The sequence below is a fragment of the Burkholderia sp. Cy-637 genome (genome assembly GCF_011753175.1).
GTDB classification, from domain to species: domain Bacteria; phylum Pseudomonadota; class Gammaproteobacteria; order Burkholderiales; family Burkholderiaceae; genus Burkholderia; species Burkholderia gladioli.
This window is the reverse complement of the sequence record NZ_VWWC01000141.1, coordinates 1-18,285: the sequence shown is the minus strand read 5'-3', so window position 1 is coordinate 18,285 and position 18,285 is coordinate 1. Positions and strand designations below refer to the sequence as shown.

The 18,285-nt window shown below is 68.5% G+C and carries 17 protein-coding genes and 1 pseudogene; 6 read left to right on the top strand and 12 right to left on the bottom strand.

Translation table 11 applies throughout. From position 1 onward, the window contains the following. From F3J10_RS27205 to bamE, 3 genes and pseudogenes are all read right to left on the bottom strand, one after another. Nucleotides 1-295 (bottom strand): annotated as a pseudogene (locus F3J10_RS27205) (MotA/TolQ/ExbB proton channel family protein); the annotation flags it as partial. Between the two features lie 22 nt (nucleotides 296-317). Then, nucleotides 318-1,115: a 4-hydroxy-tetrahydrodipicolinate reductase gene (dapB, locus tag F3J10_RS27200; RefSeq protein WP_025096794.1), complete on the bottom strand. Its 798-nt coding sequence runs from the start codon at nucleotides 1,113-1,115 to the stop codon at nucleotides 318-320. 127 nt (nucleotides 1,116-1,242) lie between these two features. Continuing rightward, a complete protein-coding gene (gene bamE, locus F3J10_RS27195; protein ID WP_025096795.1) occupies nucleotides 1,243-2,118 on the bottom strand; it encodes an outer membrane protein assembly factor BamE in 876 nt (291 codons plus the stop codon). 156 nt (nucleotides 2,119-2,274) lie between these two features. Here bamE and fur point away from each other — a divergent pair, with 156 nt between their 5' ends. Beyond that, complete coding sequence (gene fur / locus F3J10_RS27190; RefSeq protein WP_013696628.1) at nucleotides 2,275-2,703, top strand: ferric iron uptake transcriptional regulator; 429 nt, start codon at nucleotides 2,275-2,277, stop codon at nucleotides 2,701-2,703. Nucleotides 2,704-2,850: 147 nt separating this feature from the next. On the opposite strand, the gene F3J10_RS27185 is transcribed toward fur, so the two are convergent. The 3 genes from F3J10_RS27185 to F3J10_RS27175 form a co-directional block, all read right to left on the bottom strand. After that, nucleotides 2,851-3,381 (bottom strand): ureidoglycolate lyase, encoded by a 531-nt coding sequence (locus tag F3J10_RS27185; protein WP_025096796.1) that lies wholly within the window; start codon nucleotides 3,379-3,381, stop codon nucleotides 2,851-2,853. Between the two features lie 13 nt (nucleotides 3,382-3,394). Then, nucleotides 3,395-4,405: an allantoicase gene (alc, locus tag F3J10_RS27180; RefSeq protein WP_167243415.1), complete on the bottom strand. Its 1,011-nt coding sequence runs from the start codon at nucleotides 4,403-4,405 to the stop codon at nucleotides 3,395-3,397. Nucleotides 4,406-4,529: 124 nt separating this feature from the next. Continuing rightward, nucleotides 4,530-5,870 (bottom strand): C4-dicarboxylate transporter DctA, encoded by a 1,341-nt coding sequence (locus F3J10_RS27175; RefSeq protein WP_013696625.1) that lies wholly within the window; start codon nucleotides 5,868-5,870, stop codon nucleotides 4,530-4,532. Nucleotides 5,871-6,078: 208 nt separating this feature from the next. Between F3J10_RS27175 and F3J10_RS27170 the strand changes: the two genes are divergently transcribed. Next, a complete protein-coding gene (locus tag F3J10_RS27170; protein ID WP_013696624.1) occupies nucleotides 6,079-6,771 on the top strand; it encodes an FCD domain-containing protein in 693 nt (230 codons plus the stop codon). A 119-nt stretch (nucleotides 6,772-6,890) separates the two neighbouring features. Here the strand turns inward: F3J10_RS27170 and gap are convergent, their stop codons facing one another. Then, nucleotides 6,891-7,901, bottom strand: coding sequence for a type I glyceraldehyde-3-phosphate dehydrogenase (gene gap, locus F3J10_RS27165; RefSeq protein ID WP_013696623.1), 1,011 nt, complete (start codon nucleotides 7,899-7,901; stop codon nucleotides 6,891-6,893). 96 nt (nucleotides 7,902-7,997) lie between these two features. Further along, a complete protein-coding gene (gene tkt / locus F3J10_RS27160) occupies nucleotides 7,998-10,019 on the bottom strand; it encodes a transketolase (RefSeq protein WP_167243414.1) in 2,022 nt (673 codons plus the stop codon). 363 nt (nucleotides 10,020-10,382) lie between these two features. On the opposite strand from tkt, the gene speE reads away from it, so the two are divergent. The 3 genes from speE to F3J10_RS27145 are packed head-to-tail and all read left to right on the top strand — an operon-like array spanning nucleotide 10,383 to nucleotide 12,454. Then, nucleotides 10,383-11,240, top strand: coding sequence for a polyamine aminopropyltransferase (speE, locus tag F3J10_RS27155; RefSeq protein ID WP_025096801.1), 858 nt, complete (start codon nucleotides 10,383-10,385; stop codon nucleotides 11,238-11,240). Nucleotides 11,241-11,279: 39 nt separating this feature from the next. Then, nucleotides 11,280-11,696, top strand: a complete 417-nt coding sequence (locus F3J10_RS27150; RefSeq protein WP_167243413.1) for a VOC family protein — start codon at nucleotides 11,280-11,282, stop codon at nucleotides 11,694-11,696. After that, complete coding sequence (locus F3J10_RS27145) at nucleotides 11,693-12,454, top strand: 16S rRNA (uracil(1498)-N(3))-methyltransferase (RefSeq protein ID WP_167233459.1); 762 nt, start codon at nucleotides 11,693-11,695, stop codon at nucleotides 12,452-12,454. Before F3J10_RS27150 ends, F3J10_RS27145 begins: the two co-directional genes overlap by 4 nt. A gap of 76 nt (nucleotides 12,455-12,530) precedes the next feature. Here the strand turns inward: F3J10_RS27145 and F3J10_RS27140 are convergent, their stop codons facing one another. From F3J10_RS27140 to F3J10_RS27125, 4 genes are all read right to left on the bottom strand, one after another. Then, nucleotides 12,531-13,259, bottom strand: a complete 729-nt coding sequence (locus F3J10_RS27140; protein ID WP_167233458.1) for a hypothetical protein — start codon at nucleotides 13,257-13,259, stop codon at nucleotides 12,531-12,533. Nucleotides 13,260-13,438: 179 nt separating this feature from the next. Next, complete coding sequence (locus tag F3J10_RS27135) at nucleotides 13,439-14,014, bottom strand: barstar family protein (protein WP_025096804.1); 576 nt, start codon at nucleotides 14,012-14,014, stop codon at nucleotides 13,439-13,441. A gap of 16 nt (nucleotides 14,015-14,030) precedes the next feature. Beyond that, nucleotides 14,031-14,453: a ribonuclease gene (locus F3J10_RS27130; RefSeq protein ID WP_025096805.1), complete on the bottom strand. Its 423-nt coding sequence runs from the start codon at nucleotides 14,451-14,453 to the stop codon at nucleotides 14,031-14,033. 447 nt (nucleotides 14,454-14,900) lie between these two features. Further along, nucleotides 14,901-17,201 (bottom strand): NADP-dependent malic enzyme, encoded by a 2,301-nt coding sequence (locus tag F3J10_RS27125; RefSeq protein ID WP_167233457.1) that lies wholly within the window; start codon nucleotides 17,199-17,201, stop codon nucleotides 14,901-14,903. A 166-nt stretch (nucleotides 17,202-17,367) separates the two neighbouring features. On the opposite strand from F3J10_RS27125, the gene thiL reads away from it, so the two are divergent. Next, nucleotides 17,368-18,285: thiamine-phosphate kinase (gene thiL / locus F3J10_RS27120; RefSeq protein WP_167243412.1), on the top strand; the 918-nt coding region annotated here is incomplete at its 3' end.

The window sequence follows — 18,285 nt, the reverse complement described above, 5'->3', positions numbered from 1 at the left end:
CCCCGAGCAGGCTGGGCGCGGTGTCGGCCGCCTCCCGCGCGGCCTCGGCCAGCGGCGCGAACACCCGCTCGCGATCAGCCGAGCGCAGCGCGGCCAGCCCCTCGTCGAACGAGCCGGCGCGCCAGAACGCGGCGATCGCCCCCGGGCCCTGGCGCTTCGCGCGCGCCAGCGTCCAGGCCTTCACCAGCAGGAAGCACCAGCTCGCGACCGACATCGCGAACAGCAGCCAGGCCACGCCGTGCGTGACGGCATCGCCGCTCGCCAGATAGTGGACTACGCCGGTTTCCGTCGCCATGCGCGCCTCCCGGGGTTGCGGCTCAGCGCAGGCCGAGCACGTCCTGCATGTCGAACAGCCCGGCCGGCTTGTCGGCCAGGAAGCGCACCGCGCGCATCGATCCCTGCGCATACGAGACACGGCTCGAGGACTTGTGGGTGATCTCGATACGCTCGCCGATGCCGGCGAACAGCACGGTGTGATCGCCGACGATGTCGCCGCCGCGAATCGCCGTGAAGCCGATCGTCGAGGGATCGCGCGGGCCGGTCTCGCCGTGGCGGTCGTAGACCGCGCAATCCTCGAGCTTGCGACCCAGCGAGGCGGCCACGGTCTCGCCCATCATCAGCGCGGTGCCCGAGGGCGCATCGACCTTGTGGCGGTGATGCGCCTCGATGATCTCGATGTCGTAACCCTGCTCGAATTGCCTGGCGGCGAATTCGAGCAGCTTCAGCGTGACGTTCACGCCCACGCTCATGTTCGCCGAGAACACGATGCCGACCTGGCTCGCCGCCTCGCGCAACTGCGCCTTCTGCGCCTCGCTGAAGCCGGTGGTGCCGATCACCAGCTTGACGCCATGGCGGCGCGCCGCGTCGAGATAGCCGATCGTGGTATCGGGCCGCGTGAAGTCGATCAGGCAGTCGGCCTCGGCGAACACGCGCTCGACGTCGTCGGTGATGGCGACGCCGGTCGGCTTGCCGAGGAAGGCGCCCGCGTCCTGGCCCAGGTGGGCGGAACCCGGGCGGCCGAGCGCGCCGACCAGGGTGGCGTCGGCGTCGTTGAGCACCGCTTCGATCAGCATCCGGCCCATACGGCCCGATGCTCCGGCAATGGCAATTTTCATGGTCGTGTTGCGTATCTGCTTGATGAGCTTGAAAACGTGAAGGCTTCGCGCGACCGCCGGATCCAGCGCCGGCGGGGGCGGAAACGAACCGGGCGGCCGAAGCCGCCCGTCTGGGTAGTCTGCCCGCTCAGTTCGAGTTCGGCGGCGCCGAGATATCGGCCGGCGGCGCCGTCAGCGGCTGGTTCGGCAGTTGGTCGGAGCCCTGCGGGCCGACCGGCTGGCTGCCGTCGCTCGGCGCGGTGGGTTGCGGCGGACGATGGAACTGGAACTGCGGCTGGATCGCCGGGCTCGCTCCCGGCGGCAGGCCGCCCGGCGTCGGCGCGGACGGCGCGGTCTGCGAGGACGGCCGGAAGCGGCTGGCCTGCGAGCCCTGGCCCGATACCTGGGCGGTGGCGCGGTTGGCCGCGCGCGCGGCCTCGGTATTCGCGTCGGACTGGCCGACCTGGCTGGCCGAAGCCGGCGGCGCCGGGTTCGCCGGGGCAGCAGCGGCGGGTGCCAGGTCCGGCGGCACCGGCGTGCCAGCCGGGGCCGAAGCCGCGGCACTGGCAGAAGCCGCCGCGCTGGCCGAAGCGGCCGCTGCGGCGGCCTTCGCCTTCTTCTTGCCGCGACGGTCGCCGTCGATGTCGGCCAGCAGGTCGAGTTCGGACGGGAGGTTGTCGCCGCCGCTCCAGCTCGCCAGGCGATCGTTCTGGAAGTTGACGACCAGGTCACGCTGCTGGACCACCGAGGTCGAGCCGCGCTTGAAGTAGAACAGGTAATCCCAACGGTCCGCGTGGAACATGTCGGCCAGCAGCGGCGTGCCGAGCAGCGCGCGGACCTGTTCGCGGGTCATGCCGGCCTGCAATTGCGAGGCCTTTTCCTGTGAGACGAAATTGCCCTGGACGACCGTGATGCGGTAAGGCGTGATGCTCTGCGCGATTCGTTGCGTGACGCTGTCATAAGACGAACAGCCTGCCAGCGTGACGACGGCGACAGCGACGGCAGCAGTGATGGCACTCCGCATGCGGGTCCTCTGAATGTTGCGAACGGGATACGGGAAACTTGTCCGTCACTTGCACCGATTTGCCGGGCGGGCCGCGCGACTCGGGTCACAGGTGACTGACAGGGCGAAAAGCCGGTACTATTGGAACCCTGCATTGTACTCTAGGGACGCCTAGCCATGACCAATCCGACCGAGCTGAAGAATATCGGGCTCAAGGCCACCCTACCGCGCCTCAAGATTCTGGAAATTTTTCAGCAGAGCGAAGTCCGGCACCTGACCGCCGAAGACGTCTATCGCAACCTGCTGCACGAACAACTCGACATCGGCCTGGCCACGGTATACCGCGTGCTGACGCAGTTCGAGCAGGCCGGCCTGCTCACGCGCAGCAATTTCGAATCGGGCAAGGCGGTGTTCGAACTGAACGAGGGTTCGCACCACGACCACCTGGTCTGTCTCGACTGCGGCCGCGTCGAGGAATTCTTCGACGCCGAGATCGAGAACCGCCAGCAGGCGATCGCCAAGACGCGCGGCTTCAAGCTGCAGGAGCACTCGCTGGCGATGTACGGTTCCTGCACCACCGAGAACTGCCCGCACCGCAAGCACTGATCGGCCGGCCGGCATCGCGCCGGCCCGCCAGGCAATCCGGCCCGACAAGGCGCAAGCCTTGCCGGGCCGGATCGTTTTCGGGCATCGGCCGGCTCGTCTTTCGGTTTCCTGACGAACGGCGCGTGCCCTCTTAAGCAGGCGCCGAATTCACGCCGCGCCCTGCCGCTCGCCCGGCTCGGGCGGCAGCAGCAGGCGCCGCGTGTCGAGCACGATCTCGTCGCAATTCGGCTCGCCGTTGCCGCCGCGGTCGATCACCACGAAATCGCTGACGCGATCGAGCGCGAGCAGCGGGTGATGCCAGACGCCCCGCGCATAGTTGACGCCCTGCCAGCCCTCGGCGAGAAAGGCGCGCAGCCGCGCCGGATCGAATTCGCCGGCCGGCGCGACCACCACCGCGTAACGCCCGACCTCGGCCAGCGGCACGAAGGCCTGGCTGCCCAGCGGGTGCCGCTCCATCATCGCGATCTCGATCGGCCAGCGGCGCGGCTGGCCGCGGAACAGGTTGACGAGCGGGCGGCCGCCGGCTTCGCCGACATCGACGCTGGCCAGGTCGTGGAAGCGTTCGGTGGTGCCGCCGTTGATCGGGAAATGACGCGCGCCCTCGAGCTCGATCACGTCGCCGAACGGCGCGAAGGCGGCACGCGTGAGCGGCTCCAGCGGCAGGGGCAGCTGGTTCATGATCACCTCCCGCTCAGGCCGGCTCGGCCCACAGACGCAGGCGCGAGACGCCGCCGTCGGGGAAGATGTTGAAGCGCACGTGGGTGACCGGGCCCAGCGCGGCCAGGCCGCTGTCGAACACGTGCAGGCTGTCCATCGACAGCTTCTGCTCGCCGAGCAGCTCCGGCCAGAACATCGCCTGCGTGACCAGCGAATCGTCGGTGCCGCCGGCCACCGAGGCGGCCTGCAGCGAGCAGCGATCGGGATAGTTGCCCTTGAAGTGCGCGGTGTCGACCTCGACGCGGCGGATGATCCCCGGGCGCGCCAGCGCCACGATCGCCCAGTCGTTGCCGGGTTCGCGGCGCCGCCGCGTCTCCCAGCCGTCGCCCATGTTCACGCCGCGCCCCGGCATCAGCATCTGCGAGGCGGGACCGAAGTGCTGGTTGTTGGCGGCGACCAGGTAGGCGCCGTTCTCGATCGCGGCCAGGTCGACCAGCTCGCCCGTGGCGGCGCGGCTCCAGTCGCGCTGCGGCTGGCCGTACACGCGCAGCCGCGCCAGCCCGCCGTCCGGATAGAGATTGACGCGCAGGTGGGTGAGCACGCGCGGCGCGTCGACGGCGACGTAGTGATGGCGATTGCCCTGCAGCGTGGTGGCCGGCACCAGCGGCTGCCAGTCGGCCTGCTCCGGCGGCAGCTCGCCGTCGAACGCGCAGGCCTCGATCGAGGCGGCCGGCGGGAAGTTGCCGGTGAAGTGGCTGGTGTCGAGATCGACGCCATGGACCACGCCGGGGCGCGCCAGCCTGACGATGCACCAGTCGTGGCCGGCCACGCGCTTGCGGCGCGTTTCCCAGCCATCCATCCACTTGCCGTGATCGTCGTACTTGCCGGGGATGAAGACGGCCGGCTCGGGGTTGAGCATGCGCTCCATCGGCGCGAAGAAGTCGTCGCTGGAGGCCAGCGCCTTGGCGCCCAGGCGCGGGTCGGCGAGATTCACGTAGCGGCGCGTGAAGGCAGGCGCGTCGGGATCGAGGATCGGTGCAGCCATGATGTCTCCAGTCGGGTGAGAGGCCCGGCGCGGTGCCGGGCTGCGAATCGGGAAGCGGGGAAAGCGGGAAACGCGGAGAAGCGAGGAACAGGCGCGAAAGGAACGCGGCGATGACGCGGCGCCCTCAGAGCACGTGCGCGTGCTCGCCGCCGGCGAGCTTGCCGGGCGCGGCACCGGCCTCGCCGTGCTCCTCCTCGACCGGCACGTAGCGCAGCTCGCGGTTCAGCACGCGGCGGGCACGGGCGACGTCGATGTCGTGCTCCCAGACCGCCACCACCACGGTGGCCACGCAATTGCCGACCAGGTTGGTGAGCGCGCGCGCGATGCCGACGAACCAGTCGACCGGCAGGATCAGCACCAGGCCGAGCACCGGAATCGCCGGGATCGCCGAGAGCGTCGCGGCCAGGATCACGATCGCCGAGCCGGGGATGCCGTGCGCGCCCTTCGAGGTGACCAGCGAGACCAGCAGCACGATGATCAGGTCGTGCGCGGACAGCGGCGTATTGGTGGCCTGCGCGATGAACAGCACGGCCAGCGTCAGGTAGATCGAGAAACCGTCGAGATTGAACGAGTAGCCGGTGGGGATCACCAGGCCGACGGTGGAATCCTTCACGCCCATCCATTCGAGCTTGCGCATCACCTGCGGCAGCACCGCGTCCGAGGAGGCGGTGCCGAGCACGATCATCAGCTCCTCGCGCAGGTAGCGGATCAGCTTGAACACGCTGAAGCCGGCCAGGCGCATCACGGTGCCGAGCACCACCGCGACGAACAGCGCGCAGCTCACGTAGAACACCGCCACCAGCAGGCCGAGCTGCTTGAGCGAGGCCACGCCGTACTTGCCGGTGGTGAAGGCGATCGCGCCGAGCACGCCGAGCGGCGCGAGCCGGATGATGAAGCCCATCACGCGAAAGCAGACCTGCGAGAACTCGTCGATGATGCCGCTGATGCGGCTGGCGCGTTCGCCGAGCAGGGACAGCGCCGAGCCGAACAGCACCGCGAACACCAGGATCTGCAGGATGTCGCCCTTGGCGAAGGCATCGAAGGCCGTGTCGGGGATGATCTTGAGCAGGTAGCCGGCGGTGTCCTTGAGGCTCTGCGCGTTCTTCGCGTAGTCGGCCAGCGAGGCCGCGTCGAGCGAGCCGAGCGCGACGTTCATGCCGGCGCCGGGCCGCGTGAGGACCGCCAGCAACAGGCCGATGCCGAGCGCCAGCGTGGTCATCAGCTCGAAGTAGACGATCGCCTTCACGCCGACGCGTCCCACCTTCTTCAAGTCGCCGGCATTCGCGATGCCCCCCACCACCACGCAGAACACGATCGGCCCGATCACCATCTTGATCAGCTTCAGGAAGCCGTCGCCGAGCGGGCGCAGCGACTGCGCCGCGTGCGGGAAGGCGGCTCCGAGCGCCACGCCGATCACCAGCGCGATCACCACGCGCCCGAACAAGGAATTCAGAAACCTCGCCATCACACCTCCCGTCACCGCGGTTGTCGTGGACTTCACTGTTCTGACTGGTCATACCAGTTAAGTTATGGCGAAGTGTAGGAAGCCGATATACGCGCGTCAACCGTGTCAAAAACCGGGATTACCCGATACGCGACAGCGGGCCGGGCGCCGGCGGCGCGGCATGGATGGGCGGATTACAATGCCGGTCTGACCGGCCCCGCATGTAGTCATGAAGAACCTGCCCCAAACCGTTACCGACGCCGCCGTGGCGACCATCCAGGCCCGCATCGAAACCGGCGCCTACCCGGTCGGCAGCCTGCTGCCGGCGCAGCGCCAGCTCTCCGAGGAACTGGAGATCAGCCGTGCCTCGCTGCGCGAGGCGCTGTCGACGCTGGAGGCGCTCGGCATGCTGACGATCCGGCCCGGCAAGGGCGTCTACGTGGAGCGCGCGCAGGCCGCGGCCGGCCATCCCTGGCGCTTCGCCGCGCAATCCTCGCCGCCCGATACCTACCAGATGCGTTATGCGCTGGAGGGTTTCGCGGCGCGCATGGCGGCGCTGGCGATCAGCGACACCGACCTCGCCTGGTTCGAGGAGAACCTGGCCGCGCTGCACGTGGCGCTGGTCGACAACGCGCTGGACGCCGCCGCCCAGCTCGACTTCGAATTCCACATGCGGATCCTCGCGCTGGCCGGCAACGCGGCGATCGAATCGGTGCTGCGCAACAGCGCCGACATCATGAAGGAAAGCCAGCGCATGCCCTTCTACCGGCGCGAGCTGATGCTCTCGACCTGGCACGAGCATCGCGCCATCGTCGACGCGCTCACCGCGCGCGACTCGGCCGCGGCCGGCCGGGCCATCGAGATCCACATCGAGAGCGCCGCGCAGCGCGCCGGCGTGTTCTTCCCCACGCCGCGCGGCTGAAGCCGCAGCACTGAACCCCCGCCCCAAAAGACAAACCCGCCGCCGCGCACGAGGCGCGACGGCGGGTTTTCGCGACGGGATCGAAACGGGCTCGGCCAGCCGGCCGCGCCCGAGCCGATTTACTTGGCGTTGGCGAACGCGACTGCCGTGTCCAGCATGCGGTTCGAGAAGCCCCACTCGTTGTCGTACCAGCTCGACACCTTCACCAGGCGGCCCGACACCTTGGTCAGCGTCGAATCGAACGAGGACGAGGCCGGGTTGTGGTTGAAGTCGACCGACACCAGCGGCTGGTCGTTATAGGCCAGGATGCCCTTGAGCGCGCCTTCCGAGGCTTCCTTCATGATCGCGTTGACTTCCTCGACCGTGGTGTCGCGCTTGGCGATGAAGGACAGGTCGACGATCGACACGTTGATGGTCGGCACGCGGATCGCGTAGCCGTCCAGCTTGCCGTTCAGTTCCGGCAGCACCAGGCCGACCGCGGCGGCCGCGCCGGTCTTGGTCGGGATCTGGCTGTGCGTGGCCGAGCGGGCGCGGCGCAGGTCCTCGTGATAGACGTCGGTCAGCACCTGGTCGTTGGTGTAGGCGTGGATCGTCGTCATCAGGCCGGTTTCGAGGCCGATCTTGTCGTGCAGCGGCTTGACCAGCGGCGCCAGGCAGTTGGTGGTGCACGATGCGTTCGAGATCACGGTGTGCTCGGCCTTCAGCACGTCGTGGTTGACGCCGTAGACGATGGTCGCGTCGACATCCTTGCCGCCCGGCGCCGAGATGATCACCTTCTTCGCGCCGCCCTTCAGGTGGGCGCTGGCCTTTTCCTTGGTGGTGAAGAAGCCCGTGCACTCGAACACCACGTCGACGCCGAGCTCGCCCCACGGCAGTTCGGCCGGGTTGCGGTTGGCCAGCACGCGGATGCGGTCGCCGTTGACGATCAGGTAGTCGCCGTCGACCGACACTTCGCCGGGGAAGCGGCCGTGCGCCGTGTCGTACTGCGTCAGGTGCGCGTTGGTCTTGGCATCGCCGAGGTCGTTGATCGCGACGATCTCGATGTCATGCTTCTTGCCGTTTTCGTAGAAAGCGCGCAGCGTGTTGCGGCCGATGCGGCCGTAACCGTTGATTGCAACGCGAATCGTCATGGTCTATCTCCTGATGGCTGAAAAAAATACGTTTCGTGCAGCTTCACGGCGGCGCGCTGCGCGCCCGGGGAGGCAGCGCAGCGCGCCTGGTATCACTTAGGCGAGCACCTTCTTCGCCGTCTCGACCACGTTCTCGACGGTGAAGCCGAAGTACTTGAACAGCACGCCGGCCGGCGCCGATTCGCCGAAGGTGTCGATCCCGACCACGCCGCCCTCGAGGCCGACGTACTTGCGCCAGAAGTCGCTCACGCCCGCCTCGATCGCCACGCGGCGCACGCCGGCCGGCAGCACGCGCTCGCGGTACTCGGCGTCCTGGCGGTCGAACACGGTGGTGGCCGGCATCGACACCACGCGCGCGGCGATGCCCTGCTGCGCCAGCGGCTCGACGGCCTTCATCGCCAGCTCGACCTCGGAGCCGGTCGCGATCAGGATGATCTTGCGCGCGACGATGTCTTCCTGCCAGTCGCGCAGCACGTAGCCGCCCTTGGCGACATTGGCCAGTTGCGCATCGCTGCGCGTGTTGAACTGCAGGTTCTGGCGGCTGAAGATCAGGCAGGACGGACGCTGGGCGGCGATCGCCTCGGTCCAGCCCACCGCCGTCTCGACCGTGTCGGCCGGGCGCCAGACGTCGAGGTTCGGGATCAGGCGCAGGCTGGAGACGTGCTCGATCGACTGGTGGGTCGGGCCGTCCTCGCCCAGGCCGATCGAATCGTGGGTGAACACGAAGATCGACGGGGCCTTCATCAGCGCGGCCACGCGCAACGCGTTGCGGCTGTAGTCGGAGAAGGTCAGGAAGGTGCCGCCGAAGGGCTTGTAGCCGCCGTGCAGGACCAGGCCGTTGATGGCCGCGCTCATGCCGAATTCGCGCACGCCGTAGTTGACGTGGTTGCCCCACTGGATGCCGTGCTCGCCGGCGCGCACCGGCTTGGAGGCCTTCCAGTTGGTGAGGTTCGAGCCGGTCAGGTCGGCCGAGCCGCCGAGCAGTTCCGGCAGCGCCGCGGCCAGGCCTTCGATGGTCTGCTGCGAGGCCTTGCGGGTGGCGACCGTCTCGCCGCGCTCGTTGGCGCCGGCGACGATGGCGGCGGCCTTCTCGGCCCAGTCGGCCGGCAGCTTGTTGGCCGCGCGGCGCTCGAACTCGGCCGCCTCGGCCGGGTACTTGGCGCGGTAGGCGTCGAACGCGCTCTGCCAGTCGGCTTCGAACTTGGCGCCCGCGGCCTTGGCATCCCATGCCGCATAGACTTCCTGCGGGATCACGAAGGGTTCCCAGTTCCAGCCCAGCGCAGCGCGCGTCTTGGCGATTTCCTCGGCGCCGAGCGCCGCGCCGTGGACGTCGTGGCCGCCGGCCTTGGTGGCCGCGCCCTTGCCGATCACCGTCTTGCAGCAGATCAGGGTCGGACGATCCGATTGCTTGGCCTTTGCGATGGCCGCGTCGACCGCGTCGACGTCATGGCCGTTCACGCCCGGGATCACGTTCCAGCCATAGGCCTCGAAGCGCTTCGGGGTGTCGTCGTGGAACCAGTTGACCACGTCGCCGTCGATCGAGATGCCGTTGTCGTCGTACAGCGCGATCAGCTTGTTGAGCTTGAGCGTGCCGGCCAGCGAGCAGGCCTCGTGCGAGATGCCTTCCATCAGGCAGCCGTCGCCGACGAATACGTAGGTGTGGTGGTCGACGATCTTCGCGTCGGCCTTGTTGAACTCGGCCGCCAGCAGCGCTTCGCCGAGCGCCATGCCGACCGCGTTGGCCAGACCCTGGCCGAGCGGGCCGGTGGTGGTCTCGACGCCCGGCGTGATGCCGTATTCGGGGTGGCCCGGCGTCTTGGAGTGCAACTGGCGGAAGTTCTTCAGCTCCTCGATCGGCAGTGCGTAGCCGGTCAAGTGCAGCAGCGAGTACAGCAGCATCGAGCCATGGCCGTTGGACAGCACGAAGCGGTCGCGGTCGGCCCAATGCGGGTTGGTCGGGTTGTGGCGCAGGTGGCGCGACCACAGCGCGACGCCGATTTCGGCCATGCCCATCGGCATGCCGGGGTGGCCGGAGTTCGCTTGCTGGACGGCATCCATCGCGAGCGCGCGGATCGCGTTGGCCATCAGGGAGGTGTTGGCGGGAGACGAGGTCGTCATGTCGAGTCCGGAGAACGAGTCGAGAAAAACGGGGCACGGCATGTCCGGAAGCTCGCGGGCCAGCCGACCCCGGCGCGCGATGCGGCGCCATCAGGACGCGAAGCGGACGAGCAATCAGACGGGAGGCTGCAAAGCCGGTCATTTTAACAGAGACCCGGCCCGCGCCCCGGCGAAAACGGCTTCGCGACCGGGCTGAACGGCGAAACCGCGTCGCCGCATCTTCTCATGGGCGTGATTTTTGCGGCGCCGCAAGCCGCCGCCGGAGCCAGCGGGCGCCGCGCCCTGCCTCGCCGCGTTCCACTCGCCGCGCGCCCGCCTCCTATAATTCCCGGCATCGGCCCTGCCCTCGCTCCACCCCGCCCCGTGAACACGACGCTCTTCTTCCATCCGTCCCCCGACGCGACCTACGGCTTCCCGAACGCGCGGCGGCTCGAGGCGCTCGCCTCGCCGCATCAGCGCATCGAGGTCTGGGACACCCCGCAGCTCGGCCGCTTGTTCACGCTCGACGGCCGGCCGATGACCTCCGTCGGCGACGAATACGTCTATCACGAATGCATGACGCACCCGGCCGCGCTGGCCCATCCGCAGCCGCGCCGGGCGCTGGTGCTCGGCGGCGGCGACGGCGGCGCCGCGCGCCAGTTGCTCAAGCATCCCTCGATCGAGCGGGTGGTGATCGCCGAACTCGACGCGGCCGTGGTCGAGATGGCGCGCCGCCACCTCGGCGCGGTGCACGAGGGCGCGCTCGACGATCCGCGCGTCGAGCTGGTGATCGGCGATGCCGCGCAGTACGTGGCGCGCAGCAGTTGTCACTTCGACCTGGTGGTGTTCGACCTGACGCCGCCCGATTCGCCGGCCGCCGGCCTCTACACGCGCGATTTCCTGGCGCGGCTCAAGCGGATCCTGACGCCCTGCGCGGCGCTCTCGATGCACCTGGGCGCGCCCGGTTTCCACGCGAAGCGGATCGCCGCGCTGGTGGCCGAGCTGCGCGCCAGCTTCGCGGTGGTCGCCCCGCTGGCCGCGCCGGTGCCGCTGTACGGCGGCGAATGGCTGATGGCGGTGGCCAGCGACACGCTCGACGCGGGCGCGCTGTTCGCCCACGACGTCGGGGAGCGGCTGGCCGAGCGTGGCATCGCGGGGCTGCGCTTCTACGATGCCGAGCTGCATCCGGCCTTGTTCACCCTGCGTCGCACGCTGCGCGATACACTCGGCCTACGGCGCTGATCGGCGCCCATCGTCCCCCATCCCGCAGGAGACTGTCCGATGACCGACCCACGTCCGGCCAACGTGCCCTGGTTGACGCCCTATCTGGCCGTTCGCAACGCCCAGGCGTCGATCCGCTTCTATGGCGACGCATTCGGGTTCGAAACGCGTGAATTGATCGACGAAGACGGCGCGATCATGCACGTCGAGATGAGCTACCACGGCCAGCTGATCCTGATGTTCGCGCCCGAGGGCGCGTTCGGCTCGACCGCGCGCACGCCGCGCAGCGCCGACAGTATGGCGCCGCAATCCTTCTACCTGTATGTCGACGACGTCGATGCCGCGCATCAGCGCGCGCTCGTGGCCGGCGGCAAATCGCTGACCTCGCCCTGCGACCAGTTCTGGGGCGATCGCTTCGCCCAGGTCGAGGACCTGGACGGCTACCGCTGGGCTTTGGCGAGGCGCATCGAGGCATGAACGGCAGCAGCACTTCCGCGGTTCCGCGATTTTTCGTCGATGTCCCGCTGGCCGACCAGGCCAGCATCGTGCTGCCCACCGAGGTCGCGCGCCATGTCCAGGTGCTGCGTCTGGAGCCCGGCGATGCGCTGACGCTGTTCGACGGCGGCGGCGGCCAGTATCGCGCCGAGCTGGTCGAGATCGGCAAGCGCACGGCCGTGGCCCGCACGCTGGCCTTCGAGGCGCGCGAGCTGGAGACACCCTACCGGATCACGCTCGCGCAGGGCATCGCCGGCGGCGACAAGATGGACTGGCTGATCGAGAAGGCGGTCGAGCTGGGCGTGGCCGGCGTGGCGCCGCTATCGACCTCGCGCGGCGTGGTGAGGCTTTCCGGCGAACGCGCCGACAAGCGCGTGGCGCACTGGCAGGGCGTGGTGCGCGCCGCCTGCGAGCAATGCGGGCGCAATCGCGTACCGGCGGTGGCTGCCGTGTCCGACTACGCGGCCTGGCTGGCGGCGTTGCCGCCGCCGGTCGAGGGTGAAGTGAGGCTGATGTTGTCGCCGCGAGCGAGCATCGCCTTCGCCGAGTTGCCGGAGCAAGCGCCGATCGGCGAGATCCGCCTGCTGATCGGCCCCGAAGGCGGCTTGTCGCCGGCCGAGGAAGATGCCGCGCGCGAATGCGGCTTCCAGGCCATCGTGCTGGGCGCGCGCGTGCTGCGCACCGAAACGGCCGGAATGGCGATGCTGGCGGCGCTGGCCGCGCGCTGGGGAGGCTGGTAGGCGGCGAGCAGGAACTCGAGGCGGCCCGGCCCACGGGCTTGTCATGGCTTGCGCGCCGAACTGCGGCCAAATCCGCTCAATCTCCGCGCATCTGCGTCGGCATGCCCAGCGTCTCGAGGATCGGCTTCGATATCGTCTCGAGCAGCGTGCCGGGATCCGTCGCGCGCCAGCCTTCCAGGTCACTGCCGCTCAGTTGGAGCGTGCCGCTGACCGGCAACTCGATCGGCGCGGCGGGGATCATCCCGGCCAGCTTGGTGGCCATTGCCGCGCGGGCCTCGACGGCAGCCTGCTCCGACCTGACGACCTGGCGCGGCATCACCACCCGCAGCCGCTCCATCACCGGCGCGAGGTTCGCCACCTCGCAGACATAGGCGACCTGGGCGCTCGACGGCCCGTCGCCGCCCGAATCGGCCTCACGCGTCTCGCCCGTGACGCGGCAGCGCGAATGCGCGATCGCGTCCGCCACCGCCGCGAACATCGCGCGCAAGGGTTCGCTCAAGGCCTCGCGCTGCGCCGGCGGCATCGATTCGGTGAGCCGCTCGGCCAGATGGCGCGGATTTTCCGCCCGCGCCTGCGCATAGGCCTGGAGATCGATCGCATCGCGGCCGCCCTCGATGCCGCGCATCGTGTCGTTGTACTGCTGGCCGCGCGCCAAATCTCCGTTGACGAACAGCGCCAGCAGCAATTCGGTAGTCTGGCTCGGCGACAAGGGCGCGGCGCGAGCGGGCACGGCCGCGATCAGCATCGCGCCGGTCAAGGCCAGCACGACGCGGGACAGGATGCGCGGGATCTGCATGGGAATCATGGAATGATGGCCCTGGAACCGGGCGAAAGCAGGAAAAGGAGATGGCAACCCGCCCGAGCATGCCCGAGGCCATCGGCGGATGCAAAAAAGCCCGCGCTCGGCGGGCTTTTTCACCACTGGCTGGGCGACCCCGGAACCTCGGTCCCGGCCGCCGCGTCCGGCAAACTCGATTCGCCCGCTCAGGCGAACGAGTAGAACACGCGAAACGCGATCTTGCGCTCCGCCCAGAACTCGGCGGCCTCGCGGAACACGTCGAGCAGGGTCTCGCGGCCTTCCTTGTCGAACTTCTGCGCGATCGGCAGCGCCTCCAGCACGATCACGAAGCCCGGCTGCTCGCCGGCCTTGTGGACCAGGTCGGTCAGGCTGTCGTACAGGGCGTCGTAGTTCTTGCCGAAATGCTTGGGGAACAGGAACGAGGTCGCGATCGTTTCCAGCACTTCCTGCTTCGACTGCGCGGTGCCGCAATAGGCGAACAGGAAATGCTGGCCGAGCCGGGCGGCCTCGTCCGCGAGATCCTGCACGCGGAAGGCGCGGATCGACTGCACGAGATTGGGTCGCACGGTCGCGAAAAGACTCATAGGCTCCTCGGTTGATGAAAGCTCCGGGCAGTCCGGCCGCAAGGGTGCCGCCTCCGGCGCGGTATCGCCCTGGGCGACCGCGCGCAGCTGCATCACACGTTGGAACAGGTTGCCGTCGCCGGCTGCGAACAGGTCCGCCGCAGCCGACGTATCGTGCGCGTAGGTGGTGTCGCTCATGCCGATCATCCCGAAATCATTCAACAATACGTTTAAAACTGGCGTAGTGGTCGTCGGAGTAGTAACAGTTGTCGATCCGGCGCAGCGGCCCGCCGCAGACGATCCGTTTCGCGCCGCGATTGCGCGCGCGGGGCGTCGGCACCGTGTACTCATGGTAATAGCCGCGCCGCGTCTTCGGCAGGATGCGCTCGAAGTTGCCGAACACGACGCCGTCTTTCGAATACGGATAGGGGCCGCCTGAAGCAATCAGCCCGAGCGTCGTCACGGCTTCGCGCGGCAGCGCGGAGGTCGCAATCGTACCGACCGCCGCGCCGGTGGGCGCGATTTCCCGTGCGTAGGCGGAAGAAACCGGACCGCCCGCCGGCAAGCCGGCGCTACCCAGTGCGATGAGCGCGAAGACGGACGCGAGCGCGCCGTTGCGGAGCCACTTGCGTGTCATGAACCGGGGTTCCCGCTGTTAAATCAACAAGTTGACGACCAGGAAAGGCGTAAGCGTAGCGCTAATGACGAGCAGAATCAATGTTCGTCCGGGAATTGAAAGCGCCATTTGCGGCTATTTGACACATTTAGCGCATTTTCCTCGCTTCATCAAGAATTTTTTATCTCAACCGGGATAAACTGCGCCTCGGCAACATCGACTGACGAGTTCTTGCCTCCTCGTCGGTTGCCGGCGGCCCGGCGATGTTGTCGTTTGACCTTGGGACGGTCCCTGGCCATGCCCGACGGCGTGCCTCGCAACGAGGCACGCCGCTTTTCCTGTGGGAATTGAATACAGAAGCCGTCGCTTAGGCAGGAGAACAAGGCCGATACCATGAAAAACGCCCGGGCCAGGCCCGGGCGTCTTTGATCATGAGGCCGCGACGCGGGCGCCGCCTGCCTCGTATGCTCAGCGCGTCGCGTTGACGTCGGCCACCAGCAGGGCCGCCATGTTGACGATCCGGCGCACCGTCGCCGATTCGGTCAGCACATGCACCGGCTGCGCCGCGCCGAGCAGGATCGGCCCGATCGCGATGTTGTTGCCGGCTGCCGTCTTCAGCAGGTTGTAGGCGATATTGGCCGCGTCGATGTTCGGCAGCACCAGCAGGTTGGCCTCGCCCTCGAGCGTCGAATCCGGCAGGATTTCCTTGCGCAGCACCGGGTCGAGCGCCACGTCGCCGTGCATTTCGCCGTCCACTTCCAGGCCCGGCGCGCGTTCCTTCAGGATCGCCAGCGTCTCGCGCATCTTCGCCGCGGTCGGCGCGTTGCTGGTGCCGAAGTTCGAGTGCGAGAGCAGCGCGACCTTCGGCTCGATGCCGAAGCGGCGCACTTCCTCGGCCGCCATCATGGTGATCTCGGCCAGTTGCTCCGGGGTCGGATCGACGTTGACGTGCGTGTCGACAATGAAGATCTGGCGGCCCGGCAGGACCAGCCCGTTCATCGCGGCGTAGACGCTGCAGCCCTCGCGCTTGCCGATCACCTGGTCGACAAAGTGCAGGTGGCGGTGCGTGGTGCTGATGGTGCCGCAGATCATGCCGTCGGCCTCGCCCTTCTTGACCAGCATCGCGCCGATCAGGGTGGTGCGGCGGCGCATCTCCAGCTTGGCGAGCTGCTGGCCCATGCCCTTGCGCGCCATCAGCTGGTAGTAGGTCTGCCAGAAATCGCGGTAGCGCTCGTCGTGCTCGGTGTTGACGATGGTGAAGTCGACGCCCGGCGTGATGCGCAGGCCGAAGCGCTTGATGCGGTTCTCGATCACGTTCGGGCGGCCGATCAGGATCGGCTTGGCGACGTTCTCGTCGATCAGGATCTGCACCGCGCGCAGCACGCGCTCCTCCTCGCCCTCGGCGAACACCACGCGCTTCTTCTCGGCCGGGGCGCTGCGCGCCACCTGGAACACCGGCTTCATGGTGTTGCCGCTGTGGTAGACGAACTGCTGCAGATGCTGGACGTAGGCGTCCATGTCCTCGATCGGGCGCGTGGCCACGCCGCCTTCCATCGCCGCCTTGGCCACCGCCGGCGCGATCTTGACGATCAGGCGCGGGTCGAAGGGCTTCGGGATCAGGTATTCGGGGCCGAAGGAGATGTCCTCGATGCCGTAGGCGGTCGCCACGATATCGCTCTGCTCCTGCTGGGCCAGTTCGGCGATCGCGTTCACGGCGGCGATTTCCATCTCGCGCGTGATGGTGGTCGCGCCGACGTCCAGCGCGCCGCGGAAGATGAACGGGAAGCAGAGGACGTTGTTGACCTGGTTCGGGTAGTCGGTGCGGCCCGTCGCGAGGATCGCGTCCGGGCGCACTTCATGGGCCACCTCGGGCAGGATTTCCGGCGTCGGATTGGCCAGCGCGAGGATCAGCGGGCGCTCGGCCATGCCCTTGACCATCTCCTGCTTGAGCACGCCGGCGGCCGACAGGCCCAGGAAGATGTCCGCGCCGTCGATCACCTCGGCCAGCGTGCGCGCATCGGTCTCGCGCGCGAAACGCTCCTTGTCCGGGTCCATCAGCTCGGCGCGGCCCTTGTAGACCACGCCCGCCAGATCGGTCACGTAGATGTTCTCGAGCGGCAGGCCGATGTCGACCAGCAGGTCCAGGCAGGCCAGCGCGGCCGCGCCGGCGCCCGAGGCGACCAGCTTGACCTGCTTGATGTCCTTGCCGACCACCTTCAGGCCGTTGGTGACGGCCGCCGCCACCACGATCGCGGTGCCGTGCTGGTCGTCGTGGAACACCGGGATCTTCATGCGCTTGCGGCACTCGCGCTCGACGATGAAGCAGTCCGGCGCCTTGATGTCCTCGAGGTTGATGCCCCCGAAGGTCGGCTCCAGCGCGGTGATCACGTCGACCAGCTTGTGCGGGTCCGATTCGTTCAGTTCGATGTCGAACACGTCGATGCCGGCGAACTTCTTGAACAGCGCGGCCTTGCCTTCCATCACCGGCTTCGAGGCGAGCGGGCCGATGTTGCCCAGGCCGAGCACGGCGGTGCCGTTGGTGACCACGCCCACCAGGTTGCTGCGCGAGGTGAAGCGCGCGGCGTTCAGCGGGTTCTCGACGATCTCCTCGCAGGCGAAGGCCACGCCCGGCGAATAGGCCAGCGCCAGATCGCGCTGGTTGATCATCTGCTTGGTCGGCTGGACGGCGATTTTGCCCGGCGTCGGGAATTCGTGGTAATCGAGGGCGGCGGCGCGCAGGTCGGCTTTGGGGGAGGACTTGGTGGACATGAGTCGAGAGAGGCGGGATTAGAATACCTGTTCGGCCCACATTGTAGCGCCAATCCCCCGCCAGATTTTTCGATTCCGGTGACAACTGCCGCAACCGGAATGCGCGTAAGGCCGAGCCGCCGCCTTACAATATCCGCCCTCCATCTGCTCGCCGGAACCGTTCGCCGTGGCCGCCTCCCCGTTGTCCGAATTCTCCCTGATCGACCGCTATTTCGCGCGCCGCGCGCAGCGCTCCGGCGCGCGCGCCGTGCTCGGCATCGGCGACGATTGCGCCCTGCTGGCGCCCAAGCCGGGCACGATGCTGGCGATTTCGACGGACATGCTGGTGGAAGGCCGCCATTTCTTCCCCGAGGTGCCGCCGCGCGCGCTCGGCCACAAGACCCTGGCCGTCAATCTCTCGGACCTCGCCGCGATGGGCGCCCAGCCGCGCGCCTTCACGCTCGCCTTCGCGCTGCCGCGCGCCGATGCCGACTGGCTCGACGCGTTCGCCGACGGTTTGTTTACGATCGCCGATCGCCACGGCTGCGAGCTGGTCGGCGGCGATACCACCAGCGGGCCGCTCAATCTCTGCGTGACCGTGTTCGGCGACGTCGGCCCCGATCGCGCGCTGCGCCGCGACGCGGCGCGCGCGGGCGACGAGGTCTGGGTTTCGGGCACGCTCGGCGACGCGCGCGCCGGGCTCGGCGTGGCGCGCGGCGAATGGACCGCCGGCGAAGCCGAGGCTGCGGCATTTCGCCGCGCCCTCGAATGGCCCGAGCCGCGCGTCGCGCTCGGCCTGGCGCTGGCCGGCGTGGCGCATGCCGCGCTGGATCTCTCCGACGGGCTGGCCGGCGACCTGCGCCACATCCTCGATCGTTCGCGGGTGGCGGCCGAGATCGACGTCGACGCGGTGCCGCGCTCGGCGGCGCTCGCCACGCTCGCGCCCGAGCTGCAGCGCACCTGCACGCTGGCCGGCGGCGACGATTACGAACTCTGCTTCACCGCGCCGGCCGCGGCGCACTCGGCCGTGCTGGCCGCCGCCGAGACGGCCGGCGTGCCGGTCACGCGGATCGGCACGATCCGCGCGCTGGCCGCGGGCGAGGCG

Coding starts and splice junctions, on each gene's coding strand:
- dapB (WP_025096794.1), bottom strand. CDS start 1,115: ATGAAAATTGCCATTGCCGGAGCATCGGGCCGTATGGGCCGGATGCTG.
- bamE (WP_025096795.1), bottom strand. CDS start 2,118: ATGCGGAGTGCCATCACTGCTGCCGTCGCTGTCGCCGTCGTCACGCTG.
- fur (WP_013696628.1), top strand. CDS start 2,275: ATGACCAATCCGACCGAGCTGAAGAATATCGGGCTCAAGGCCACCCTA.
- F3J10_RS27185 (WP_025096796.1), bottom strand. CDS start 3,381: ATGAACCAGCTGCCCCTGCCGCTGGAGCCGCTCACGCGTGCCGCCTTC.
- alc (WP_167243415.1), bottom strand. CDS start 4,405: ATGGCTGCACCGATCCTCGATCCCGACGCGCCTGCCTTCACGCGCCGC.
- F3J10_RS27175 (WP_013696625.1), bottom strand. CDS start 5,870: ATGGCGAGGTTTCTGAATTCCTTGTTCGGGCGCGTGGTGATCGCGCTG.
- F3J10_RS27170 (WP_013696624.1), top strand. CDS start 6,079: ATGAAGAACCTGCCCCAAACCGTTACCGACGCCGCCGTGGCGACCATC.
- gap (WP_013696623.1), bottom strand. CDS start 7,901: ATGACGATTCGCGTTGCAATCAACGGTTACGGCCGCATCGGCCGCAAC.
- tkt (WP_167243414.1), bottom strand. CDS start 10,019: ATGACGACCTCGTCTCCCGCCAACACCTCCCTGATGGCCAACGCGATC.
- F3J10_RS27150 (WP_167243413.1), top strand. CDS start 11,280: ATGACCGACCCACGTCCGGCCAACGTGCCCTGGTTGACGCCCTATCTG.
- F3J10_RS27145 (WP_167233459.1), top strand. CDS start 11,693: ATGAACGGCAGCAGCACTTCCGCGGTTCCGCGATTTTTCGTCGATGTC.
- F3J10_RS27140 (WP_167233458.1), bottom strand. CDS start 13,259: ATGATTCCCATGCAGATCCCGCGCATCCTGTCCCGCGTCGTGCTGGCC.
- F3J10_RS27135 (WP_025096804.1), bottom strand. CDS start 14,014: ATGAGCGACACCACCTACGCGCACGATACGTCGGCTGCGGCGGACCTG.
- F3J10_RS27130 (WP_025096805.1), bottom strand. CDS start 14,453: ATGACACGCAAGTGGCTCCGCAACGGCGCGCTCGCGTCCGTCTTCGCG.
- F3J10_RS27125 (WP_167233457.1), bottom strand. CDS start 17,201: ATGTCCACCAAGTCCTCCCCCAAAGCCGACCTGCGCGCCGCCGCCCTC.